This is a genomic window from Accumulibacter sp. (assembly GCF_029255125.1).
Lineage (GTDB): Bacteria > Pseudomonadota > Gammaproteobacteria > Burkholderiales > Rhodocyclaceae > Accumulibacter.
Genome location: NZ_JAPUVR010000088.1, coordinates 1 through 24,105, shown reverse-complemented (window position 1 = coordinate 24,105; position 24,105 = coordinate 1). Strand labels below are relative to the sequence as shown.

General features: G+C 67.8%; 21 protein-coding genes and 2 pseudogenes. 6 read left to right on the top strand and 17 right to left on the bottom strand.

Annotation, left to right across the window (positions count from 1 at the left end):
- The 8 genes from Q1L59_RS07295 to Q1L59_RS07260 form a co-directional block, all read right to left on the bottom strand.
- Positions 1–2,424 carry a tetratricopeptide repeat protein gene (locus Q1L59_RS07295; protein WP_300330176.1) on the bottom strand — a complete coding sequence of 808 codons (2,424 nt, stop codon included), beginning with the start codon at positions 2,422–2,424 and terminating at the stop codon, positions 1–3.
- Positions 2,408–2,830 carry a Na+/H+ antiporter subunit G gene (locus Q1L59_RS07290; RefSeq protein WP_300330173.1) on the bottom strand — a complete coding sequence of 141 codons (423 nt, stop codon included), beginning with the start codon at positions 2,828–2,830 and terminating at the stop codon, positions 2,408–2,410. The genes Q1L59_RS07295 and Q1L59_RS07290 overlap by 17 nt, the downstream gene beginning before the upstream one ends.
- Complete coding sequence (locus Q1L59_RS07285; RefSeq protein ID WP_300330170.1) at positions 2,827–3,096, bottom strand: K+/H+ antiporter subunit F; 270 nt, start codon at positions 3,094–3,096, stop codon at positions 2,827–2,829. The genes Q1L59_RS07290 and Q1L59_RS07285 overlap by 4 nt, the downstream gene beginning before the upstream one ends.
- Complete coding sequence (locus Q1L59_RS07280; protein WP_300330168.1) at positions 3,090–3,581, bottom strand: Na+/H+ antiporter subunit E; 492 nt, start codon at positions 3,579–3,581, stop codon at positions 3,090–3,092. The genes Q1L59_RS07285 and Q1L59_RS07280 overlap by 7 nt, the downstream gene beginning before the upstream one ends.
- Positions 3,578–5,137: a monovalent cation/H+ antiporter subunit D gene (locus Q1L59_RS07275; RefSeq protein ID WP_300330165.1), complete on the bottom strand. Its 1,560-nt coding sequence runs from the start codon at positions 5,135–5,137 to the stop codon at positions 3,578–3,580. Before Q1L59_RS07275 ends, Q1L59_RS07280 begins: the two co-directional genes overlap by 4 nt.
- Positions 5,138–5,142: 5 nt before the next feature.
- Positions 5,143–5,469 (bottom strand): Na+/H+ antiporter subunit C, encoded by a 327-nt coding sequence (locus Q1L59_RS07270; RefSeq protein WP_300330164.1) that lies wholly within the window; start codon positions 5,467–5,469, stop codon positions 5,143–5,145.
- Positions 5,469–8,261 (bottom strand): monovalent cation/H+ antiporter subunit A, encoded by a 2,793-nt coding sequence (locus Q1L59_RS07265; RefSeq protein ID WP_300330185.1) that lies wholly within the window; start codon positions 8,259–8,261, stop codon positions 5,469–5,471. Before Q1L59_RS07265 ends, Q1L59_RS07270 begins: the two co-directional genes overlap by 1 nt.
- 142 nt (positions 8,262–8,403) lie before the next feature.
- Positions 8,404–9,420: a calcium-binding protein gene (locus tag Q1L59_RS07260; protein WP_300330161.1), complete on the bottom strand. Its 1,017-nt coding sequence runs from the start codon at positions 9,418–9,420 to the stop codon at positions 8,404–8,406.
- Positions 9,421–10,054: 634 nt separating this feature from the next.
- Between Q1L59_RS07260 and Q1L59_RS07255 the strand changes: the two are divergent.
- From Q1L59_RS07255 to Q1L59_RS07235, 5 genes and pseudogenes are all read left to right on the top strand, one after another.
- Positions 10,055–10,342 (top strand): annotated as a pseudogene (locus Q1L59_RS07255) (nucleotidyltransferase domain-containing protein); the annotation flags it as partial.
- Positions 10,342–10,705, top strand: a pseudogene (locus tag Q1L59_RS07250) (HepT-like ribonuclease domain-containing protein). The pseudogenes Q1L59_RS07255 and Q1L59_RS07250, both read left to right, overlap by 1 nt.
- A gap of 180 nt (positions 10,706–10,885) precedes the next feature.
- Complete coding sequence (locus Q1L59_RS07245; RefSeq protein WP_300330158.1) at positions 10,886–11,407, top strand: recombinase family protein; 522 nt, start codon at positions 10,886–10,888, stop codon at positions 11,405–11,407.
- 355 nt (positions 11,408–11,762) lie between these two features.
- A complete protein-coding gene (locus Q1L59_RS07240; RefSeq protein ID WP_300330182.1) occupies positions 11,763–13,022 on the top strand; it encodes an MFS transporter in 1,260 nt (419 codons plus the stop codon).
- An 85-nt stretch (positions 13,023–13,107) separates the two neighbouring features.
- Positions 13,108–14,205, top strand: a complete 1,098-nt coding sequence (locus tag Q1L59_RS07235; RefSeq protein WP_300330155.1) for an alkene reductase — start codon at positions 13,108–13,110, stop codon at positions 14,203–14,205.
- 45 nt (positions 14,206–14,250) lie between these two features.
- Here Q1L59_RS07235 and nfsB read toward each other — a convergent pair whose 3' ends face one another.
- The 3 genes from nfsB to Q1L59_RS07220 all read right to left on the bottom strand — a co-directional run bounded on the left by nfsB (position 14,251) and on the right by Q1L59_RS07220 (position 17,167).
- Positions 14,251–14,904, bottom strand: a complete 654-nt coding sequence (gene nfsB, locus Q1L59_RS07230) for an oxygen-insensitive NAD(P)H nitroreductase (RefSeq protein ID WP_300330152.1) — start codon at positions 14,902–14,904, stop codon at positions 14,251–14,253.
- A 140-nt stretch (positions 14,905–15,044) separates the two neighbouring features.
- Positions 15,045–16,061, bottom strand: a complete 1,017-nt coding sequence (locus Q1L59_RS07225) for a zinc-binding alcohol dehydrogenase family protein (protein ID WP_300330149.1) — start codon at positions 16,059–16,061, stop codon at positions 15,045–15,047.
- Positions 16,058–17,167, bottom strand: a complete 1,110-nt coding sequence (locus tag Q1L59_RS07220) for an alkene reductase (RefSeq protein WP_300330146.1) — start codon at positions 17,165–17,167, stop codon at positions 16,058–16,060. The genes Q1L59_RS07225 and Q1L59_RS07220 overlap by 4 nt, the downstream gene beginning before the upstream one ends.
- Positions 17,168–17,362: 195 nt before the next feature.
- Here Q1L59_RS07220 and Q1L59_RS07215 point away from each other — a divergent pair, with 195 nt between their 5' ends.
- Positions 17,363–18,283 carry a LysR family transcriptional regulator gene (locus tag Q1L59_RS07215; protein ID WP_300330143.1) on the top strand — a complete coding sequence of 307 codons (921 nt, stop codon included), beginning with the start codon at positions 17,363–17,365 and terminating at the stop codon, positions 18,281–18,283.
- A 105-nt stretch (positions 18,284–18,388) separates the two neighbouring features.
- On the opposite strand, the gene Q1L59_RS07210 is transcribed toward Q1L59_RS07215, so the two are convergent.
- The 6 genes from Q1L59_RS07210 to Q1L59_RS07185 all read right to left on the bottom strand — a co-directional run.
- On the bottom strand, positions 18,389–18,919 hold the full coding sequence (locus tag Q1L59_RS07210; protein ID WP_300330179.1) for a CoA pyrophosphatase: 531 nt from the start codon (positions 18,917–18,919) through the stop codon (positions 18,389–18,391).
- 94 nt (positions 18,920–19,013) lie between these two features.
- Positions 19,014–19,280 (bottom strand): hypothetical protein, encoded by a 267-nt coding sequence (locus Q1L59_RS07205; RefSeq protein WP_300330140.1) that lies wholly within the window; start codon positions 19,278–19,280, stop codon positions 19,014–19,016.
- Between the two features lie 12 nt (positions 19,281–19,292).
- A complete protein-coding gene (locus Q1L59_RS07200) occupies positions 19,293–19,982 on the bottom strand; it encodes a TIGR02281 family clan AA aspartic protease (protein ID WP_300330138.1) in 690 nt (229 codons plus the stop codon).
- Positions 19,983–20,091: 109 nt separating this feature from the next.
- A complete protein-coding gene (locus Q1L59_RS07195; protein WP_300330135.1) occupies positions 20,092–22,950 on the bottom strand; it encodes a response regulator in 2,859 nt (952 codons plus the stop codon).
- 13 nt (positions 22,951–22,963) lie between these two features.
- Positions 22,964–23,512, bottom strand: coding sequence for a YfiR family protein (locus Q1L59_RS07190; RefSeq protein WP_300330132.1), 549 nt, complete (start codon positions 23,510–23,512; stop codon positions 22,964–22,966).
- A gap of 52 nt (positions 23,513–23,564) precedes the next feature.
- A partial coding sequence (locus tag Q1L59_RS07185) for a TonB-dependent receptor (RefSeq protein ID WP_300330130.1) occupies positions 23,565–24,105 on the bottom strand: 541 nt, incomplete at its 5' end.

The following is a 24,105-nucleotide window of genomic DNA, read 5'->3' as shown; positions in this document are numbered from 1 at the left end:
CTAGGCGGCGCCCGCCAGTTGATCGACGATCGCCTGCTCGAAGGCGCGCACGACGCTCAGGTCGTTGTCGGCGCGCGGCGCGGCCGCTTGCAAGGCCGCGCGCCGCGCTGCCCGGCGCTGCGCGGCGCGGCATTCAGCCGCCAGTTGCAAGGCCAGCGCGAGGTACTGCTCGGCGCTTGCGGCGACACTTTCCGCTTGGCCGATCTTGTGCAGCAAGCCGGCGGCGAGTCGCTGGCGCAGGAAATCGCCGGCCAGCGTGAGCACCGGCAAGCCGCGATGGACCGCTTGCCAGGCAGTCGTATAACCCGAGAAACCGGGGCAGTCGAGAAAGACGTCGGCGAGGTCGAGGAGACCCGGAAAAGCCTCGGCCGACAGCCACGGGACGAGCAGCAGATGGCGCGCCGGGTCGACCCCGCGCTCGTTGAAAGCACGCGCCAGACGCGCGTGTACCCGCCGGGCCGCCCACGGATACAGCGGATCGTCGACGACGATGAAAACGCATTCTCCCGCCTGCGCAGCGATCGTCGCAAAGAGCGCGTCGTCCGCCGGTTCGAACTTGATCGCGCGCTGCGCGATCAGGAAACGGACTCCCGGCATCTCGCGCAGGCGGCGTTCGACCTCGGGCACGGGCGCGACGACCGGCGCCGGCGAAGTCGTGCAGCAGCCGGTACCGGGCAAGAGCAGCAGACGCTCGCGATAATGCGCTGCGGCCCCCGGCGGCTCGAGCAACTCGCCGGAGACGAAGCAGTCGATCGTGGGCAGACCGCTGGTAATCGGGTGACCCCAGCCGGCCAACTGCAGCGGAGCGAATCGCTGCGCCGCCAGATGAAAGCTCAAGGGGTCCATTCCCAGTTCCGGATAGAAGATGACATCCGGCCGATCGGCGACACAGGCCTGTTGCCAGGCGGCGAGGTTGCTCACCGAACGCGCATCGCGCCAGGTGTCGGCGAGCGTGCGCGCGTGGCGAGTCGCTTCGTCCTCGCGCGGACCGAGGTGATGCACGGTGAGGGCAAACTGCCGGCGATCGAGGTGCTCGAGCAAGCCGCGCAGGACGATCTCCCAGACCGAGTGCCGATGCACGTGGTGCGCGACGACGAGCAGCCGCAACTTGCCGCGCGGCGAGTGACGCGGCGCGAGCGGCGGCGACGGCGGCGGGCAGACGAGATCGGCGAAACGCGACAGCGCCGGGCAGTGGTTACCCGGCCGATAGGCAAGAAAGAACGGCAGATACGGCGCAACGCCGGCGTGCAGGCGTGCGCCGCGCCGGGCGTCGGCGGCCAGCCATTCGGCCAGGCGGTCGAGTTCGCCCATGAAGCTCTCGCCGACGTTGGCCGAAGCGGCCGGCGTATCGGCGACGATCGGCAAGCGACAAACCGCCTGCAGCAGGCGTGCGCTGGTGCACAGCGGATCGATGGCGAGCGCCTGCTCACAGAGCGCATCGGCCTCGTCGGCACGCCCGAGTTCGCGCAGCACCTGGGCCAGCCCTTCACGCGCAGCGACGCCCTCCGGCGCCACCGCCAGCGCGTCGCGGTAGACCGGCTCGGCCGCGGCAAAGCGGCCTTGTTCAACGTACAGACGCGCCAGATTGAGGTAGGCGTCGAGGTAGCCGGGCGTCGAGCGCAGGCTGCGCAGCAGCACGTCTTCGGCTTCCGTGCTGCGCCCGAGGGCGAGCAGCGCGCAGGCCAGGTTGCTCGCCGCCGGAGCAAATCCGGGAGCCAGTTCGAGTGCTGTCTGATAGCAGACCAGGGCATCGGCCAGCCGGCCCTGCCGCTGGCGAACGTTGCCCAGGCAGAAGTGGGCGACGCAGTGCGCCGGCGCCAGTACGAGCGCGCGTTGCGCCAGGCTTTCCGCTTCGCCCACCTCGGCGCACTCGAGCAGCAGGTCAAGCAGGCCGAAATGCGCCTCCAGCGCCTTCGGCGCGCGCGCCAGCACGCCCCGGTAGGCGTCGATCGCCGCCGGCGCATCGCCCAGCGCGCGCAGCGTCTGGGCGAAATTGATGCGCGCTGGAAGGTTTGCCGGTGCCAGTTCGAGCGCCTTGCGCAGACACGCTGCGGCGGCCTGCGGCTGGCCACGTTCGAGCAATGCCGCGCCAAGATTGGCCTGCGCGTCGGCGTCGTCGGGCGCCAGAGCGACCGCGCGCTGCAAGGCCGGCAGTCCATCGGCACCCTGCGACTGTTGCGTCGCACCGAGCAGACCCCAGAGGAAAGCCGACTGCGGGAAGCGTTCGAGCAGCGCGGCGAGGCGCCCGAGCAGTTCGCCATGGCGCTGTGTGCGAAACAGATCGAGCAGCGCGCTGCGCTGCGCCGCGTCCGGCGCCGGCGCAGCACTCGCCGGCGCGACCGCGGACGCGCCGGCCCGGCCGCAGCAGAGCTTGAACTTGCGGCCACTGCCGCAAGGGCAAAGCGCGTTACGTCCGGGCGACATCGTCGTCGGCCAAGCGCCCAGCGCGGCTCGCCGAGGCTGGCGGCGCGCCCGTCGACGGGCTCTCCCCCGCCTCTCTGCCGGCGCCCCCAGGCGTACCGCTGCCAGTCGCCGGCGTGCTCCGGTGCAGTGCCGCCTTGGCCAGCAGATGCGCGCTCACCGGTGCGGTGACGAAGAGAAAACAGGCGACCGCCAGCTCGTGCAGACTGATGCGGCCGCCCGCCAGATCCGAGAAATGAATCGCCGAAGCGAGCAGCAGCGATCCGACGCCGAGCGTCGTCGCCTTGGTCGGCGCGTGCAGGCGGGTCAGAAAATCGGGCAACCGGGCGAGGCCGATCGCACCGAGCAGAACAAAGAGCGCGCCGATGACGAGCAGGGCGGCGACCAGCGCTTCGCTCGCGCTGCTCATTCGATCAAGTCTCCGCGCAGGAGGAACTTGCACAGGGCAACCGTTGCGACAAAGCCGAGCAAAGCGAGCAGCAGGGCGACTTCGAAACCGGCGGCGCTGCCCGTCGCCATGCCGTGCACGATGAGCAGGGCAATCAGGTTGATGCCCAGCGTGTCGAGCGCCAGAATGCGGTCGGTCAGGTCGGGGCCACGCAGCAGGCGGATGAGGTTCAGCGCGAGCGCCGCGCCGATCAGCCAGAAAGCAATCTCGAGCGCTGTGTTCAGCATGCAAAGATCTCCCGCAAAGGCAATTCGTAACGCTGCTTGATCTCCTTCACCAGCGTCGGCGGATCGGGCGCATCGAGCGCATGGACGAGGAGAATCCAGGCTTCGCGGTCGAGGTCGATGGCCACCGTTCCCGGGGTCAGCGAGACGACGCTGGCGAGCAGCGTAGCGACGAAGGGGTCGCGCAGTTCGAGCGGCACCTCGACCAGCGCGGGCGACAGGCGCGACACGGGGCCAACGACCTGACGCGCGACGCGCCAGTTGGCGGTGACGATGTCGTAGGCAAAAACGAGCAGGAAGCGCAGAGCCAGGCCCGGGCGCAGCAGACGTGGAGGCGCCGGCCAGAAAGCCTGCGTCAGCCAGGGCACGATCCAGGCGAGGAGTCCGCCGAGCAGCACGAGCGCCAGCGAAGCGGCATCGGTGATCAGCAGCCAGAGCAGCATCAACAGCAGCGACTGCAGCGGTCGCGCCAGAATACGCCGGATCATGGCGCAGCCTTCGGCATCTGCGGCGGCGCCGCCGGCACCCTGGGCGCAGCCGCTGGCGCAGCAGGCGGAACCGCCACAGCGAGGACAGCGGAGGCGTAGGCCCCCGGTGCGTGCAGTTGCCCGGCGGCGCGCTCGGCGAAGCCGGCCAGCGGGCCGGCGAACCCGGCGAGCAGCGGCCCGCCGGCAACCAGGCAGAGCGCGGCGCAGATCTTCTGCCAGGCGAGCGCGACAACCGGCGCGCCGCCGGCTTCCCGGTACTTCCAGACGAGCAGGCAGCCGTCGCGCGCAAAAGCGACCAGCACGACGAAACCGGCGGCGAGCAGCGTGGCCCAGACGGCAGGCGCGGCCGGCGTCTCGCGCAGCACACCGAGCAGCATCAGTTTGCCGATGAATCCGGAGAACGGCGGCAGGCCGGCAGCCGTCGCCGCGAGAAGCAGGAAGGCAATTTGCAGCCACGCCGGGAGCGGCCGGGCGCCGGCGACGAAACGGTCGGCGGCTGCGCCGCGCTGCTCGGCGATCAACCCGGCGAGCAGGAAGCCGGCCGCGCCGACGATCGTCGACTGCGCGAGGTAGTAGATCGCCGCGGCGCTCACCTGCACGCTCGCCGGCGCCGGGGTGAGCAGCAGCGTCCCGGCGGAGAGCAGGACGAGCCAGGCAGCCAGCACGCGCAAGCGCTCGGCGGCGAGCACGCCGAGCGCGGCGAAGGCGACCGTCGCCAAAGCCAGGACGGTCAGCCAGGGCTCGAGCAGATCGTCCAGACCACCCGGCGCCAGCGCAATGAGCTGCACGCGCAGCAGGGCGACGATGCCGACCTTGGTCATTACGGCAAACAGCGCGGCAACCGGCGCGCCCGCCGCGGAGTAGGTGTGCGGCAGCCAGAACGACAGCGGCAGCAAGCCCGCCTTGAGCACGAAGACGGCGACCAGCAGGGCAAAGGCGAGACTGGCAAGCGCCCGGTTGTCGTCGTATCCGGCCAGGCGCTGCGCCAGGTCGGCCAGGTTGAGGCTGCCCAGCGTGCCGTAAAGCAGGCCAAGGGCAAGCAGAAAAATCGACGAACCCAGCAGGTTAAGAACGACGTAGGCAATTCCGGCGCGCGTGCGCGCAAGGCCGCCGCCGTGCGCGAGCAGCGCGTACGAAGCGAGCAGCATGATCTCGAAGAAGACGAAGAGGTTGAACAGGTCGCCGGTGAGGAAAGCGCCGTTGATGCCGAGCAACTGCAACTGGAAGAGCGGGTGAAAATTCGCCCCGCGCGCGTCGAAACCGCTGCTTGCGTAGAGCAGGCTGGCCAGGCCGAGCAGCGCGCCGAGCAGGACCGTCAGCGCCGCCAGGCGATCGACGACGAGGACGATGCCGAACGGCGCGGGCCAGTCGCCGAGCGCATAGACCCGCCAGACGCCATCGTCGGCAAGTGCCGTCAGCCACCCGGCGAGGCCGACCAGGAGCAGCGTCGCCAACAGGCCGACGATGCGCTGCACGGCGAGGCGCGGCACCGCCATCTGCAGCAGCGCGGCGAGCAGCGGGAGAATGATCGGCAGGATCGGCGCGTGTGCAGTCACCGCAGTCACTCTTCCCGCCCGGGGTCTACCGTATCGTCAGCCGACTCGGCCAGGCCGCGCAGGGCAAGCAGTGCCAGATAGGCGGTCATCGCGAAACCGATGACGATGGCGGTGAGGACGAGCGCTTGCGGCAAGGGGTCGCTGCTCGCCGCGCCAGCGCCGATCAGCGGCGGCGCGTCCAGACGCAGGCCGCCGCTGGCGAAGAGGAACAGGTTGACCGCGTAGGAGAGTAGCGTCAGGCCAAGGAGAACCGGGAAAGTGCGTGCGCGCAGAACGAGGAAGACGCCGCAGGCAGTGAGCACGCCGACCGCAATCGCCAGCAAGGCCTCCATCAGGCGCTCCCGCCGGGCGTCGCGGCGCGCTGCGACAGGCTGCCGATTCCGCTCAGCAGGCTGACGACGACGGTGACGACGACAAGATAGACGCCGAGATCGAAGATCATCGCCGAAGCGAGTTCGACCTCGCCGATCAGCGGCAGCCTCAGGTGGCCGTGCGCGCTGGTCAGGAATGGTCGCGCGAAAACCCAGCTCGCCAGCCCGACGCCGGTCGCCAGGAACAAGCCGCCGGCCAGCCAGCGCGTCGGCTGCTGTGGCAGGCGCGGCTGGGCAAAGGCGATTCCGTTGGCGAGATACTGCAGGCTGAGCGCGACCGCGGTCACCAGCCCGGCGACGAAACCGCCCCCCGGAGCGTTGTGCCCGCGCAGGAAGAGATAGACCGAGACGAGCAGCGCGACCGGCAGCAGAGGCCGCATCAGCATGCTGAGAAAGAGCGGCTGGCGATCCCTTGCCCAGCGCCGACCGTCGGCGTCGTGCGCTGGTACGGGCAGAACCAGGCGGTCGAGCAGCGCCTGCGCGGCGAGCGCCACCATGGCCAGCACGGTGATCTCGCCAAGCGTGTCAAAGCCGCGAAAATCAACCAGGATGACATTCACCACATTCGTCCCGCCACCGCCGGGCAGCGCGTTCTGCAGGTAGAAGTCGGCCAGCGAGGCGGCCGGTTGGCTGAGCATCTGCAAGGTAACCAGCGCCAGTCCGCCGCCGGCGAGCAGCGCCAGCACGACATCGCGCAGCAAGCGCGGTGCGCTGCTCTGAGGCCGGCTGCGTGCCGGCAGATAGTGCAGCACCAGGAGCAACAGGATGATCGTCGCGGTCTCCACGGCGAGTTGGGTGAGCGCCAGATCGGGCGCCGAAAGACGGGCAAAAGTCAGCGTCACGAGCAGACCGACGACACTGACCAGAATGACGGCGAGCAGGCGTTCGCGGTGCACCAGCGTCGCGCCGAGAGCCGCGACGAGCAGTACGAGCAAGGCGAAGACGGCGGCCGCGTCGGCCGGGTGCGCCGACGGGCGCAGCGCCACGCCCGGCCGGGCGAAGAAGGCCCAGCCGCCGAGCCCGACGACGAAGCAGAGGAGCAACGCGCAATAGCGCTGCAGCGAAACGTTGTCGAGCAAGCCGACGAGCCGGTGCGCACCGCCGGTGCAGGCGCGCGACCAGCGCTCGAAAGCGGTACGCGCGTGCACGCGCGGCAGTTGCGCGTGCCAGGCGTAGATCGGCCGGCGCAGCGCGTAGATGGCGACGCCGCCGAGCAGCGCCAGCGTGCTCATCAGCAGCGGCTGATTGAAACCATGCCAGAGCGCCAGGCGGTAGTCCGGCAGCCCCTGCGGCAACGCGGCGCCGGCCGCCGCGGCGAGCCAGGGGCCGACCGTCCAGTTCGGAAAAATGCCGACGAGCACGCAGACGACGACCAGCAGTTCGCTCGGTGCGCGCATCCAGCGCGGCGGTTCGTGCGGCTGGCGCGGCAGATTGACCGGCTCGCCATTGAAGAAGACATCGTGGATGAAGCGCGACGAATAGGCGACGGCAAGCATCCCGGCAAGCGTCGCGAACCAGGGCAGCAGCCAGGCGAGCGAGACGAACTGCGCATGACTGATCGTCTCGGCAAAGAACATCTCCTTGCTGAGGAAACCGTTCAGCAGCGGGACGCCGGCCATCGCTGCGGCGGCGACGATGGCCAGCGTCGCGCTGATCGGCATGACGCGGAACATGCCGTTGACCCGGCGCATGTCGCGCGTGCCGCATTCGTGGTCGACGATGCCGGCGGCCATGAACAGCGATGCCTTGAAGATCGCGTGATTGATCACGTGAAAGATCGCGGCGACCACCGAGAGCGGCGTGTCCAGGCCAAGCAGCAGCGTGATCAGACCGAGGTGACTGATCGTCGAGTACGCGAGCAGCCCCTTGATGTCGTGTTTGAACAAAGCGACGGCCGCACCATAGACCAGGGTCAGTGCGCCTGTTCCGGCAACCAACCAGAACCACAACGGGTTGCCGGCCAACAGCGGATAAAGCCGGATGAGCAGGAAGATCCCCGCTTTCACCATGGTCGCCGAATGCAGATAGGCCGACACCGGCGTCGGCGCTGCCATCGCGTTCGGCAGCCAGAAGTGGAAAGGAAGCTGCGCCGACTTGCTGAACGCGCCGAGCAGAATGAGGAGCAGCATCGGCGCGAAAAGATCGTTCGCGCGTATGCGCTCGCGATTGGCGAAGATCTCGGACAGTTCGAAGCTGCCCGCCAGTGCGCCGAGCAGCAGAACGCCGGCGAGCAGCGCCAGGCCGCCAGCGCCGGTGACCGCGAGCGCCATGCGCGCGCCGACGCGCGACGCGTAGCGCTGGTTGTCGTAGGCGACGAGCAGGAACGACGAAACGCTGGTCAGTTCCCAGAAGACGACGAGCAGCAGCAGGTTCTCGGCGAGAACGATGCCGAGCATCGCCGCCATGAACAGCAGCAGGATCGAGTAGAAGCGTCCGAGCCGGTCGCTGGTCGGCAGATACCAGGCGGCGTAGAGGACGACGAGCAGGCCGATGGCGCAGATGAGCAGCGCGAAGAGCAGGCCGAGGCCGTCCACCCGCAAGCTGAAATCGAGGCCATAGGCGGGCAGCCAGCGCAATCGGAAGAAGGCACTCTGCCCGGCGAGTACCGCCGGCGCCAGGCCGAGCACGCAGCCAAGGCAAGCAGCCATGACGCCGGCCGCGGCCAGCGCCGCCGCCCGCCGGCCAAGACGCTGCAAGAGCAGCGGCAAGGCGCAAGCGCCAAAGGCAATGGCCGGAATGGCCGCCAGCAGGATGCTCGAATCCACGCACGCCCCATTCGGAAAGAAAGGTTCTCCGGTCGCCTGGCAGTGCTCCCGGAGCGGCGATTATAGCGGTCCTGATCGGCCTCGAGCTCGCCGCGCGCGCTCGGTTGCCCGGCCGCGCGGCTTGCCCGGCTTACAACAGAAAGCCCTGATCGAAGAAGAAGTCGTCGATGGTGAGGGCTGTCCCGACGACCTGTATCGTCATGTCGGCGCCGCCGTTGCCCGTCGTGTCGACCTCGACGACTTGCGTGCCGGCATTGCTGGTGACGCGAATTTCCGGAACGCCGGTCTGCGAAAAGGCGTTGCTGCCGATGAACTGCGTCGCGCTGGCATTGATCACGAAGAACATCGGTTCGAGCACGATCAGGTCCTCGGCACCGTTGAAATCGACGATGCGGTCGGGCGCAGCAGCGTTCGAGTCGGTCGTTTCCTGAAAGATGAAGCGATCGAAACCGAGGCCACCGGAAATGGTGTCGGCACCGCCTGCACTGTAGATTCGGTCGTCGCCGGCGCCCCCGTTCAGCCGGTCGGCGCCGTTGCTCGCCAGGATCAGGTCGTTACCATTACCGCCGTTCATCGTGTCGCCGCCAAGATCGCCTCGATAACCGGAATACAAACCGTCGTTGCCATCACCGCCGTCCAGGCTGTCGGAGCCCAGGCCGCCGTAGAGCTGGTTGTCGCCGGTCGACCCGATGAGCGTATCGTTGAAGCCGGTGCCGATGACGATTTCGACGTTGCGAATCGTGTCGCTGCCTGCGCCCAGCGTCTTCTGCGCCGTGGTGATCCGCAAGTCGACGCGAACGCCACGCGTGACCGCTGCCGAGCTGTAATCGACCGTGTCCCACTCGCTGCCGCCATCGATCAGGTCGTCGCCGATGCCGCCCGTGTCGGGACGCAGGATATCGTTGTCTGCACCACCGTACAGCTTGTCGTTGCCAGCGCCACCGTCGAGCACATCGTGGCCGGCGAAGCCGTAGAGGACGTCACGTCCGGCGCCACCGAGCAGCGTGTCCGCGCCGTCGAGACCGTTGATTGTGTCGTTGCCGGCCAGCCCGTCGATCTGGTCGCCGAGCAGGTACGACGCATTGATCAGGTCGCTACCGCTGGTGCCATAAGTGAAGGTGGTCGCGCGCGCATTGATGAGTGCCATTTTTGTTCTCCGTTGTAGAAAGCTTTCGACTGGGTCGATGACCAGCCGCCAATGACCGGTTGCCGAGCCCTCCCGCGCCGACCGTCGGCCAGCCGGCGGGCGCCGCTGCCCGGTGCTCCGGCTGGCCGACGCGCGCTCCGCAGCAGCCACCGCATCGCTTGAAAGCAATATTCGCGCCAACTGTTGACACGCCGAGCACAGATCCTTGATAGAATACGAATAGTAGTTGATGGCAGATGCCGAACCATGCCTCGGCGGCGACCGACGGCAGGCGCCAGCCGCCAGCAATGGGGCTCCTCACCCATCTGGGGGCGGCAAATGCCCCAAGCGCTGGGGCAAAGAACACCATCCGGCGTGGCGCCAGCCGGCGCATCGGCCTGACCCCGGTAGAGATGCGCCAAAGAACAGCTCTCGAAAAACGAAGAACTCGCGTCGCGGTAGTCGTACTGCTCACCTGCTTGCTTGCCGCCCTGCATGCCGCAGCCCTCGCAATAGCGCTGATGCCGCGCCTTAGGTCGACAGTAGCGACCGGCGCAGCATGCGGAATCAAGCCATAGCGAGTGTCGAAACAATGCTTGAAATGCCATTCTCGATCCCCTGCCATCCCGATCAGTCTAGATAGGAAGGGATGCTCATGCGACCGTCGGTTGCGCTTGATATGAAGCGAAGCGCGGTGCGTGAAGCGGCAGGCCGCTTCCGCACGGCAAACGCGCGCGTCTTCGGTTCAGTGCTGTGTGGCACCAATCAGAATGGCAGCGACCTCGATCTGCTGGTCGATACACTGCCCGGCGCTACGTCGTTGGACTTGCGCGATCTGGAAGAAGAACTGTGATCGCTGCTCGGCGTTGACGTCGATTTGCTGACGCCCGGCGACCTGCCGCCGAAGTTCCGGGCCAAGGTGGTCGCGGAAGCACAACCGGTATCAGCGAAAACCGACTACCTGATGACCTCCACCACATGCAACAGGCCACAACCGATGCGTGCAGTTTCGTGGAAGAGTTGGCCAAGGACGACTTCCTGACCGGCAAGCGGACCCGGCAGGCGATCATCATGAGCCTGACCGTCATCGGCGAAGCGGCCACAAAGGTGATGGATGGCTGCGCCGAGTTCACCCAGTCGCATGCGCAAAATGCGAAATCGCATGGCCCACAGCTATTTCGACATCAGCCTCGATCTGGCGTGGGAGACGGTACGGGAATGGCTGCCGGCCTTGCCCAAGCAACTGCCTGCCCTGCGCCAGGATGTCGATAGCGACGACCGCAATGATCATGGGATGGAACCATGACCATCTGCGCTCTGGGTGAGCCTGGTATGGCTGGACGGATGCGCCATCCGAGCGGCCACGCATGACCCGCGAGATCGAGGAAGCCCTTCGCCGAACTGACGATCCCAACACCAGGTTGCACACGCACGACGAAGTCATCCGGTCGCGGCAGGAACGCATCGACCGCGCGCGAGACACGCCATGCTGATCGCGCATGCACGTATCTCGATGCAGGATCAGAATCTTGCACTGCAAGGTGAAGCCTTGGCCAAGGCCGGATGCGAGAAGGTCTTTGCGGACAAGGTGAGCGGCACGCGGGCAGACCGGCCAGGCTTGGTCAAGGCACTCGAAATGCTGCGTGAGGGCGATACCCGGGTTGTCTGGATGCTTGACCGACTGGGCCGGTCGGTCAAGCATCCGGTCGATCTGGTCGGCGAGCTGCACAAGCAAGGCGTCCAGTTGAGGAGCCTCACCGACGCCATCGACACCGCTACGCCGGCCGGGCGCTCCCTCTGCCACGTCATGGCCAGCCTCGCTGAGATGGGGAGCAAGTTGATTGTCGAGCGCACCCGTACCGGGCTGGATGTCGCCCGACAGCTCGGCTGCAAGGGCAGCCGAAAGCCCAGGATGACGGAAAGCAAGCGCGTGCGGCGGGCCTGCGGCACAACAGGGCACCCAAATTCCCGGCGGCCTCGCGCATCAGATGGCGGTCGCTTGCTGTAGGATGCGGAATTGCCCTTGCCAGGAGGCAGTGCTTGGCTTCGCGCTGGCAACGATGAGCTTCCGGCCTTGGCGGCCCGGGCCAGCAATCGGCCAAGCATTCGCCATGATCGGCAGCGAGGCAAGGATCGCCAGGAAAAGCGAGACCACCTTCTGCAAGCCGCTTTCCGGGCGAATCTGAAGCTGTCGAAGACGTCGTCAGGGACAAGCCGCAGGCATTCGCCGCCGCGCAGCGCTGCCAGCAGGCGCGTGCAACCGAAAAACCACTCGACAACGGAGTTCGCCCGTGCCCGAAGAAGCGTGCTCTGCGCCAGGCACCACCCATCCACACCAGGCTCGCCGGCCCGACGACGCTTCGCTGCCGCGCCCGGGCGCACCGACGCTGGTCCTGCTCGCCAGCCTGTATTGCGCGCAGGGCCTGCCCTCGGGGCTGATCGCCCATTCGCTGCCCGTCCTGCTGCGCCAGCATGGCGCCGATCTGGCCATCATCGGCATGCTCAAGCTGCTCGCGCTGCCCTGGATGTTCAAGGTACTCTGGGCGCCGTGGGTCGACCGCCTGGCCTCGCCGCGCCTCGGCCATCATCGCGGCTGGATTCTGCCGCTGCAGGCGACCGTCATCCTGTGCGTCGCAAGTCTGGCGGCGTTCGACCCGTCGCTCCTCTTCAGCGGTCAGTTGGCGCTGCTGCTCGGCCTCATCCTGCTCATCAATCTCGCCGCCGCGACACAAGACATCGCGACCGACGGACTTACCGTCCGCCTGCTGCCCGAGCGCTGGCGCGGCCTCGGCAACAGCCTGCAGGTCGGCGGCTACAAGGTTGGCATGATCATCAGTGGCAGCGGTTTGCTGCTGGTCATGGACCGCATCGGCTGGCACTTCAGCCTCGGCGGGGTCGCCCTCTTGCTCGTGCTGTGCACCTTGCCCATCTGGCGTTTCGACGAGAAGCGCCGCATCCCGCAGCAAGCCGGCGCCGCCGAAACAGTGCTCGGCCCGCGCCTGCTGCTCGCACACTACCGCGGCCTGCTCGCGCAGCCCGGCATGTTCGCCTGGCTGGCCGTCGTCCTCGGCTTCAAGCTGGGCGACGCGCTCGGCTCGCCGATGGTCAAGCCGATGCTCGTCGACCAGGGCTGGAGCAACGCCATGCTCGGCGAGCTGACCTTGATCAGCAGCCTTGCCGGGATCGGCGGCGCCGCGCTGGGCGGCGCGCTCTATGCGCGCCTCGGCGCCTACCGCTCGCTCTTCGCGTTCGGCTTGCTGCAGGCGATCGGTATCGCCGCGATGGCCTTGCTCGTCGCGCGCGGCGGCGATGTCGTCATGGTTTACGCGGTGGCGCTCGGCGAGCAGATCGCCGACGGCATGTCTACCGTCGCCTTGTTCGCCGTCATGATGCAGCGCTGCCGCGCCGAGCACGAAGGTGCCGACTTCACACTGCAGGCAAGCGCACAGGTCCTGCTCGCCGGACTGGTCGGCGCGAGCAGCGGCGTGCTCGCGCAGGCGGTCGGCTACGTGCCGCTGTTCCTGCTCGCCGGCACGCTTGGCCTGGCGGCACTCGGCCTGCTGCGCTACGCACTTCCACCGCCCGCGGCGCGCACGCCAGCGCGCCAGGAGGCAGGAAGCTAGCCCCGCGAAGCGGGCGGCAAAGGCTGCACGCACGCGCGGGCGACCGGTAAAATGGGCGCTTTCTGCTCTTCCGGAAGCCCCCCCGATGACTCTGCAGCTCCTCACCCCCGTCCGCCTCGGCGCACTCGCCCTGAAAAACCGCATCGTCATGGCGCCGCTCACCCGTTGCCGCTGCGACAACGCCGGCTACGTGCCGAGCGAGATGATGCGGCGCTATTACGCGCAGCGCGCGGGCGCCGGACTGATCGTTTCGGAAGGAACGATCGTCTCGCCGCAGGCGCGCGGCTATCCGTTCACGCCGGGAATCTGGTCGGACGAGCAGGTCGCCGGCTGGCGGCGGGTGACCGACGCCGTGCACGAGAAAGGCGGGCTGATCGTCTGCCAACTGTGGCACTGCGGCCGCCTCTCGCTGCCCGAGTTTCACGGCGGCAAGCCGCCTGTCGCGCCGTCGGCGATCAACCCGAACTGGAAGATGTTTTCGCCCAGCGGCCAGCCGGAAACGGTGACGCCGCACGCGCTGACCCGCGACGAGATCGCCGGCGTCGTCGCCGACTTCCGACGCGCAGCGGCGAACGCGCTGGCGGCTGGCTTCGACGGCGCCGAGATCCATTCGTCGAACGGCTACCTCTTCCACCAGTTCTTCTCGCGCGACGCCAACACGCGCGACGACGAGTACGGCGGCAGCCACGAAAACCGCGCGCGCTTCTTCTGCCAGGTGCTGGAAGCAGTCGGCCAGGTGATGCCCTTCGACCGCCTTGGCTGCCGGCTCAACCCGATGATGAATCGCTTCCACGGCGTCAATGTGGACGCGGATACGGTGCCGATGTGGGAACACGTCGTCGCCCGCGCCAACGCCTACGGGCTGGCCTACCTGCATTTGAGCGAAGCCTTCATGCCGCGCCAGCTCGACGATACGCCGCACGCGCTGAGCGACGTCGGCGCGCATTTCCGCCCGCTGGCGAAAATGCCCCTGATCGCCAACGGCGGTTTTGACCGCGACACGGGCGAAGCGCGCCTGCACGCCGGACTGTGCGACGCCGTCGCCTACGGCCGTGCGTGGATCGCCAACCCCGACCTGGTCGAGCGCTTTGCGCGCGGCGCGCCGCTCAATCCGCCGGACCTGGCGACCTTTTACAGCGGCGGCGAAAAAGGCTACCTCGACTACGCAACGCTGAGCGCCTGAGCGGCGTCTGCGCGTTTGCCAGCGGCGCCGCACCGCCAGCGCCGCTCAGATCTCGGTGAAGACGCTGGTTTCCGCCAGGCGTGACTTGGGCAGCGCGGCGTTGAAATCGGCCTCGCTGCGGTAACCGAGCGCGACCATCACCAGCGCCGAATAGCCGCGCTCGGTCAGCCCGAGCGCGCGGTCGAGTGCCGCCGGGTCGCAGCCTTCCATCGGACACGCATCGATGCCCAGCGCGGCAGCGCCGACGAGCAGCATGCCCAGCGCCAGGTAGACCTGACGTTCCATCCACGGGCGCGCATCGTCCAGATCCTTGCGGTGCAGGTCGGCGTAGAAAGTGCGCGCGGTGTTCTGCGCGGCGCGCGCCTGCGCGCTTGCAAAACGCCCGTCCAGCTCCTCCTGCTCGAGCAGGCGGGCCAGATGTTCGTCGTTCAGGTTCTGGCGCACGCAGAAGACGATGACCTGCGAGGCATTGCGCACCTTGCCTTCGTTGTACGCGTAGCCGCCCTGCAGTGTCTCGGCGATGCGCGCCTTGCCGGCATCGCTGGCGGCGATCACGTAATGCCAGGGCTGCGAATTGACCGACGACGGCGCGTAGCGCAGCAGCGTGCGCAGTTGCTCGAAGTCTGCGGGCGAAATCTTCCGCGCCGGGTCGAAAGCCTTGCACGTGTGGCGGGTGGTGGCGAGGTGGGCGATGTCCACGTTTTGTCTCCTTGCAAGAAAGTGCGCCGCCCGGAACGGGCGGCGACGGTGAAGGGCAGGTCCGACGGGAGACCCCGGCGCGGCCTTGCCCTGACAGTGTTGGCCGGCGCGCATCGGCCCGGCGAGCGGTGGGCAAGCGCTCAGAAGGCTTCGAGAACGATCTTGCCGCGCGCCTTGCCCGCTTCGATCAGCGCGTGCGCACGCCGCAGGTTGGCCGCGTCGATGCGCCCGTAGTGCTCGCCGAGCGTCGTCCTGACCAGGCCGGCGTCGACCAGCGCAGCCAGTTCGCAGAGCAGCCGGTGCTGGGCGATCATGTCGGCGGTCTGGAAGAGCGAGCGGGTAAACATCAGTTCCCAGTGCAGCGAGACGCTTTTCGCCTTCAGCTTGCGCACGTCGAGCGGCGTCGCCGGATCGTCGATCAGGCCGAAGCAGCCCTGCGGCGCGAGCACTTCGACGATCTGCGCGAAGTGCTCTTCGCTGTGCGTCAGACTGACCACATGGCTGACATCCGCGAAGCCGATGCGCTTCAGCTCGTCGGCCAGCGGCCGGCTGTGGTCGAGCACGTGATGCGCACCGAGCTCGCGCACCCAGGACTGCGTCTCGGCGCGCGAGGCGGTGCCGATGACGGTCAGCCCGGTCAGACGGCGCGCCAGTTGCACCAGGATGGAGCCGACGCCGCCGCCGGCGCCGACGATCAGCAGGCGCTCGTCGGTCGGCCGCTTGCCCGGCGCGATACGCAGGCGATCGAACAGCATCTCCCAGGCGGTGATCGCGGTGAGCGGCAGCGCCGCCGCCTGGGCGAAGTCCAGCGTGCACGGCAGGTGCCCGACGATCCGCTCGTCAACCGCCTGCAACTCGGCGTTGCTCCCGGCGCGCGTGATGTCGCCAGCGTACCAGACGCGGTCGCCCGGACGAAACAACCTGACTTGCGGGCCGACGGCACGGACGATGCCGGCCGCGTCCCAGCCGAGCACGCCCCACTCGCCAGCCGGCGGCGTGCGACCGGCGCGGATCTTCACGTCGACCGGATTGACCGAAATCGCTTTCACCTCGACCAGCAGGTCGCGCCCGCTGGCGACCGGTTCGCGCAGTTCGACGTCCTGCAGCGACGCCGGGTCTTCGATCGGCAGGGTTTTCTGGTAGCCAACGGCTTTCATTCCTGTTCTCCATCAGGGTAAGGGGGGTAGTCGGTGTAGCCTTGCGCGTCGCCGCCAAACAGCCGGCTGGCAGCGAAGTCGGCAAGCGGCAGGCCCAGCGCGTAACGGCGCGGCAGATCGGGGTTGGCAATGAACGGCCGGCCGAAGGCGCACAGGTCGGCCAGACCGGCGCGCAGGATCGCCTCGGCGCGCGCCGCGTCGTAACGCCCGGCGACGATCAGCCCGCCCTTGAACACACGGCGCAGCGCGTGGCGGAAATCCTCGGGCACCTGCGGCGCGTCGTCCCAGTCGGCTTCCGACAGGTGAATGTAGGCCAGCCCCAGTTCATTCAGACGCTCGGCCGCGGCCAGGATGGCCGGGATGATTTCCGGACAGTTCATGCCACGCGCGGTGATGAAGGGCGCCAGGCGAACGCCGGTGCGCTCGGCACCGACTTCGCCGGCCACCGCCGTAGCGACTTCGTCGAGAAAGCGGATGCGCCGGTGCAGGCTGCCGCCGTAAGCGTCGCTCCGCTGGTTCGCCGTGCTGCGCAGAAACTGGTCGATCAGGTAGCCGTTGGCGCCATGAATCTCGACGCCATCGAAACCGGCGGCCAGCGCGTTCGCCGCGCCGCGCCGGAAGTCATCGACGATGCCGGCGATCTCGCCGATTTCGAGCGCGCGCGGCGTCGGGCAGTCGAGCATGCGGCCGACGCCGTCTGCGTCGGCGACCCACACCTGCGCCTCGGGCGCCAGCGCCGACGGGGCTACCGGCGGCGCGCCGTCGTGCAAGCAGGCGTGCGACATCCGCCCGACGTGCCAGAGCTGCAGGAAGATTCGCCCGCCGGCAGCGTGCACCGCGCCAGTGACCCGCCGCCAACCGGCAAGCTGCCCCGCCGAGTAGATTCCCGGCGTGAAGCTGTAGCCCTGGCCTTGCCGGGAAATCTGCGTCGCCTCGCTGATGATCAGTCCGGCCGATGCGCGTTGCGCGTAATACTGCGCCATCAGCGCGTTCGCCACGTCGCCCGGCTGCGTCGTCCGGCAACGCGTCATCGGCGCCATGACGATGCGGTTGGGCAGTTCGAGGGCGCCGAGTCGATACGGCTGGAAGAGACGTTGCAGGCTCATCGTCGGGGCTCCTGGGAAGGTGATCGGAAGCGAGTGGGCAGCGCCAGCCGGCTGCGGGCGCCCAAGCTGGCGATCGGTCAGCAACCGCCAACCCGCTGCGCCAAGCGCGGCAACTCGCCAGGCGGAGATGATGGGCCAATTGAAGGAATTGAAAAAGGCTGATATCGTGCAATCAGTTTCAACGCTGGATTGAAGATGATCTACCTGCGCGATATCGAGATCTTCGTCGCCACCGCCGAAGCCGGCAGCCTGTCGGAAGCAGCGCGCCAACTCGACCTGACGCCGGCAGCGGCGAGCGCCTCGCTCAAGCGCCTCGAACGCGAACTGCACGTTGCGCTCTTCGTCCGCTCGACGCGCAGCCTGCGCCTGACGCAGGAAGGCGAAGTCTATCTGCAACATTGCCGACAGGGGCTGCACGCCTTTGCCGAGGGGCGCAACCTGCTCGCCGGCGGCGACGCGACGGTACGCGGCACGCTGCAGATCTCGCTTCCTTCCGACCTCGGTCGCAATGTCGTCCTGCCCTGGCTCGACGACTTCCAGACGCGCTACCCGCAACTGCAGATACGCGTGCAGCTCTCCGACCGCATCGCCGGCGTCTTCCGGCAGCCGATCGATATCGCGCTGCGCTACGGCCTGCCGCCCGATTCGAATCTGGTCGTCCTGCCCGTCGCGCCGGCCAACCGACGCGTGCTCTGCGCCGCGCCTGCCTACTTGGCGCGCGTCGGAACGCCGAAGACGCCGACTGCGCTGATCGGCCACAACTGCCTGTGCTTCCTGCTCGGCGACAGCGTGCATGACCGCTGGCGGTTTACCCGCGGCGGCCGTGACGAAGCGGTGCGCGTGCGCGGCGACCGGGTCGCCGACGACGGCGACGCGGTCCGCCGCTGGGCCTTGGCCGGGCGCGGAATCGCCTACAAGTCCGCGCTCGACGTCGCCGACGACCTGCGCGCCGGCCGGCTGATCGCGCTGTGCACCGATTGGCAGGGCGAACCGGCACCGCTCAATCTGGTCTGCGCCGACCGACGGCAGATCAACCCGGCGGTACGCGAACTGCGCGCCTTTCTCGCCGAGCGCTGCGCGGCGTTGCCCGCGGCGCTCGCCGGTGCGCTGCCCTGAGCGCGCGCGGTGTGACGCGCCCAGCGCACGGCTTGTCGGTCGGCCGGCGAATCCGTTTCAATGGGCTGCCGGGTCGACCGCATTGGGCAGAAGCGGCGTGCTCGACTAGCCTTCGCTGGCCTTCAGTGCGCGATAGAGCGACATGATCATGCCCGCCGTCGCGCCCCAGATGAAGTGCCTGCCGTAGGGCATCGCGTGATAGCGGCGCAGGCGGCCGCGGTAGTGCAGCGAGTGTTCCTGGTGGTTGGTCGGGTCGAGCAGGAAAGCGAGCGGGACTTCGAAGACTTCGGCGACTTCGAAAGCGTCCGGGGACAGTTCGAAGGGCGGCGTCAGCCAAGCGACCACGGGTGTCACGCGGAACCCGGTACTGGTCAGGTACTCGGGCAGATAGCCGGCGATCTCGACGCATTCTGCGGCGAGGCCGATTTCCTCACCGGCTTCGCGCAGCGCGGTGTGCGCCGGCGACGGATCGCTTTCCTCGCAGCGACCGCCGGGAAAGCTCACCTGTCCCGGATGATCCTTCAGATGCGCGGTGCGCTGCGTGAGCAGGACGGTCGGCGCGCTGCCCCGGTTGACAATCGGAAAGAGCACCGCGGCTGGCAGCAGGTCCTCTTCGCCGACGCCGTCTTCGAGCACGGCCTGCGTACGCGAGGGCGCACGCAGCAAGGCGCGGCGCAAATGGCCGAGGTCGAACGGCCCGGCGCCGGGCGGCAACGGGCGGTGTAGCGTATCAATTCCCGGCAAGGTGCTCGTCCGGACCGGCAGTCTGCGCGCGCACCGCCGCCAGCGCGTCCTGCAAGGTCTCTTCCGGCAGCGCATTGAGCGCAATCGCCAGCAGATCGGCCGACTTGACCGCGCTTGCCGGCAAGAGCGCGCTGTCCAGCGTCGCCACCAGCGCCGCGCCGGCGCCGGCAACGCGCAGCAGGGTCTGGCGCTCGTTCATCAGGATGTCGAGCTCGCGGCCCAGCATGGCTGTTCTTTCTGCCCGGTGACGCATCAGGTGTTTCTCCTAGTAACGTTTCTTCAAGGTCATCGTCTGCCCGTCGCGCAGCATCTCGCAACGGTTGAGGAAGCTCATTCCGAGCAGGACGACAGGCATGTCCTGCGTACTCACGCCGGCCTCGACGCCGTGCATGACGATATCGCCGACACGCACTGCATCGAGCTTGACGCGCGAGATCGGCGCCACACCGTTCGCCGTCATGATCATCTCCGACATTCCCTTGCTCGGATCAATGCCGATACGCTTGGCTTCGCTGGGCCCGAGCGCGATGATCGAGGCACCGGTGTCGACCATGAAACGCACGGCGACGCCGTTGATCGTTCCGGTGGTCATGAAGTGGCCACGCAGGTCAGAAGTCAGCACCGCCTGGCTCGGCCCCTGTCCGCCCGGCTGCGCGGCGACATTCTGTCCGACGCGCAGCGTACGTTTCTTCCCATCGACCTCCAGCGTTGCCGTTTCGCCGTCGACCGCCAGCACGCGCACGCCTTCCGCAGTCTTCGTACCGACGGCGACCGTCCGCGGCGGCCCACCGTCGACGGTGAGCAGTGCCTTGCCAGGAAAGACGCCGGCCAGTCCGACATCGGCCGCAAGCGCCGCCGTGCAGAGCCCGCCAAGCGTCAGCAGCGCCGCGGCGCGCGGCCCAAGCCGTAAAGCGTTTACCCGACCGGGCAGTCTCGACCACGTGATCGCGCTCATCCAAGCTCTCCCTGTCAACGACGACATTTTCGCCATGCACCGACTCGGCGGACAAGGCATTTTGCCACAAACCGTGGCCGTCGCCCGCGCCACCTCGGTGGCGGGTGGCTCAGGCAGGCGAGTTGCTTTCCGCCGCCGCCGGGCCAGTGAGTTGGCGCAGGTAGGGCTGGGCTGCAGCAAAAGCGGTGAGCATGGTCGTCGCGTGACGCGCGAAATCGTCCGACCGGCCGTTACGCGCGTCGGCCTCGAGCACCTTCGCCGCGTGCGAAAGGCGCATCACACCCAGCGTCGCGCTGCTCGATTTGAGCTGGTGGGCGAGCGCCGCCACCTGGCCGGCGTCCTTCGCCTGCACCGCTGCCTCGAGCTCGGCCAGCTTGCGTGGCGTGCTGTCGAGAAAAATGCCGATCACCCGGGCGAAAAAGTCGGCTTTGCCGATCGACCGCAAGGTCTGCAGGATCTCCTCGTCGACGCCGTGCGCGCCAACCGGCTCGTTCGCCGCCGCCGGCGCGCCACCCTGGCCAGGCGGCTTGGCTGCGGCCGGCCGCACCCAGCGTTCGAGCATTGCGCGCAGCACATCGCGCCGGAAAGGCTTGCTCATGTAGTCGTCCATCCCGGCGGCCAGGCATTCGTCGCGATCGCCCTGCATGGCATTGGCAGTGAGGGCGATGATCGGGATGCGCTGGCGCGCCTGGCCATCGCGCTGGGCTTCGCTTTCCAGCCGACGAATCCGCCGCGTTGCTTCGTAGCCGTCGATTCCCGGCATCTGACAGTCCATCAGCACGATGTCGAAGGTCTCCGCGCATAGCGCAGCAATTGCCTCCAATCCGCCGTCGGCGACGCGCGTGCGGCAGCCCAGCCAGTCCAGCGTCGCACAGGCAACCGCCTGATTGACCGCATTGTCTTCGACCAGCAAGACCTTGACGCCGAGCAATGGGCCGGGCTCGTCGTCGTTCTCACCGGCGCCGCCTGGCTGGTCGGCGGCGAGCAGTCCGACGACCCGGCGCAGGCTGGCGAACAACTGTGCCTTGCGAATCGGCTTGTGCAGATAGTCGTCGGCCACCGCCGCCGTCGTCGCTCCGGCGAGAGCGGCACGCGTCATCGCGCTGAGGATCACCAGGCGCAGGCCGCACAGACGATCGTCGGCGCGTACCCGGCGCGCCAGTGCGACGCCGTCCAGGCCGGCTGGCTCGGCGTCGAGCAGGGCGATGGAAAATGGGCGGTCGGCGTCGGCCGCGCGGCGCAGAACGGCGAGCGCCTCGCCCGCCTCGCTCGCCATCTCGCAGTGCATTCCCCAGCCGTGCAGATAGCGGAAAAGCACATCTCGCCCGCGGCTGCTCGCGGCGACGACCAGCACGCGCTGCCCGCGCAGGCCGTTGCCGTCGCCTTCGTGCTCACCGGCCGGATGGCCAGGCGCCAACTGCAAGCGGACGGTAAACCAGAAGGAACTCCCTTTGCCCGGCGCGCTGACGACGCCAACCTCACCGCCGAGCAGCGCCGACAACTGGCGCACGATGGCGAGACCGAGACCCGTGCCGCCGTAGCGCCTTGCCGTACTGCTGTCGGCCTGCGAGAATTCGTCGAAGATGCTCTTCTGTTTGGCCGGCTCGATGCCGGTTCCGGTGTCGCTGACCGTCGTTCTGACGACGATATCGGTCTCGCCCTGCTCGACCAGGCCGACGTCGACCCAGACCTCGCCGCGCGCCGTAAACTTGATGGCATTGCTCAACAGGTTGGTGACGATCTGGCGCAGGCGCCCGGCGTCGCCGGTGACCCAGAGCGGCAGTTCGGGGCCGATCGCGCAGGCAAGGTTCAGCCCCTTGGCGTGCGCACGCTCGGCAAACAGGCCAACCGCTTCTTCCATGCTCTCGCGCAGACAGAAGTCGACCGGGTCGAGTTCGAGCTTGCCGGCTTCGATCTTCGAGAAGTCGAGAATGTCGTTGATCACCGAGAGCAAGGCCTGACCGGAATGCATGACGGTTTGCGCGAAGTCGCGTTGCCGCTCGTTCAGCGGCGTGTCGAGCAGCACCTCGGTCATACCGATGATGCCGTTCATCGGTGTCCTGATTTCGTGACTCATGTTGGCCAGGAAGATCGACTTCGCCCGGCTCGCCTGCTCGGCCATTGCCTGCGCCTCGTTGGCGCGCTGCGCGACGGTCGCCAGTTCGCGGTTGCTGCGCGCCAGCTCGTCGCCACGCTCGGCCAGTCGGTGATCGCGCTCCTCGATCTGGGCGAGCATGCTGTTGAAGCCTTCGGTCAGGCGGGCGACCTCTTCCGGCGACTCGCCGTCGCCGGAAGACGCGCGAATGCTGAAATCCTGCTGCTCGCTGACCCGGCGCATCGACTCGGCAAGACGCAGGATGGGCGCGACGACGCGGTGCTGCAGACGCTCGGAGAACAGCGAGGCGACACCACCGGCGAGCAACAGGACGGTGACGATGAGTAGCGTGTTGAGCAGCAGTTGCTGGTGCAGACGCGTCAGGCTGGCACGAATGTACAGGCAGCCGATCGTCTCGTTGTGCAGGACGACCGGGCTCAGGTAGTCGACGCCGTCGATCTGCAGACGATGGACCGCTTGCCCCACGCTGACCAGCAGCGGCAGCTTCTCGCTCACCCACGGCGGCGTCGGGGTGGGCGACGCACGCCGGGCGCCTTCCGACTGATGACTGACAAAGAGCTCGCCGTCGCTGGTAAACAGCGCGCCAGACTCGATGTCCGGATCCGCCTGCAACGACGAAAGAAGCTTCGCCGCTTGCCGGGCGTCGGCAAACTCGATCGCTGCGGTCGCGTTGCGGGCGACGATGCCGGCCACCACGTCGAGCCGTTCGAGCAGCGAACGCGAATAGGAGAACGCCTGAAAACCAAGCACGAGCAGCGCGACGAAAGCGAGCGTGCCACCGACGGTGGCCCAGATGCTGTAGCGCAGCCGGCTGCGTATCGAGGAATTTCGGCCCCTGGATGAGTGCCTCATCGGTCCTTGCCTTTCAGTCGACCAGCGTGGCAAGTTCGAGCAGCGGAGCGGCCATTTCGAGTCCGTTCTCGCGCACGGCTTTCAGGCTGACTTCGAAGACCAGCCGGTTCTCGCCGCGCAGGAGTCCGACGCAGCCGCCGCGACGGGCAAAGTCGGGCGCATCGCCGAGGGTCAGCAGTGGCTTGCCGCGCAGCGCGGCAAGAACGCTGCCTGCGTCGCGGATACTGGCCGACAGATAAAGCGCATGGCACGCCTTCACTTCGGTGAGCGACAAGCCGTGCACGCGGCGTAGAACAACCGGATTTTCGCCGATCAGGCGACCTTCGGCGCTGGTCAGCGCTTCGGTGATCGGCGCTTCGCCGGCGACGCAGAGGACCAGCGGGTCCTTGGCGGCGAGCGTCGCTGGTGGCCAGGTGACAAACTTCAGGATCTTGAAGACGAGAACCGCCTTGATCCGCTCTTCGCGTGAGACGAGAGGATCGGCCAGCAGCGATCCGGCGAACGCGGCGAGCGCGGCGAGGCAGGCCCAACGGCGCAAGCGCGCGGCGATCAGGGCTGACATCCGTTGCTCCCCAGCGTCGCTAGCGGCCGCTGCATGCTCGATCCCCAAGGCGTCAGAACTTCCAGGTAACCTGCCCCGCCACCGACCTGACGACCTCCAGCGAGGGGATGTCCTGCAGTTCGGATCTGAACTCGGGATGACTGCGGTGCAGCAGGTTGCGCCCGATCAAGGCCAGTTCGACATCCTTGCGCGGGCGCCAGGCGAGACGTGCGTCAAGTTCCGTATAGGCAGGAATCGCCACACCAGCACCGACATCGGCCAGCCGGCCAACTCGCCTGAGCCAGAAATCGACGTCGACTGAACTGCGCGGATTCCACATCGCCCGCAGCGAAGCCTGCACTTCCGGCGCACTTTCCTCGCGATCGGTCGAGAACGCCGAGCCCTTTTCCTGGACGCTCATCGACTGCTGGCTGAGCGCCGCCTGAAAGCGCAGCGTGCTCAAGGGTCGCCAGTCGAGCGCCAGCTCGACGCCATGGCTGCGCGCACGCGCCTCGTTGGCGACGAGTGAGGACTGAAGGAGGTGGGTTTGCCCCGGACGCAGCAGGCAGCCAGGCACCGGCGCACGCGCCGGCATGCACAGCAGGCTGATGAAG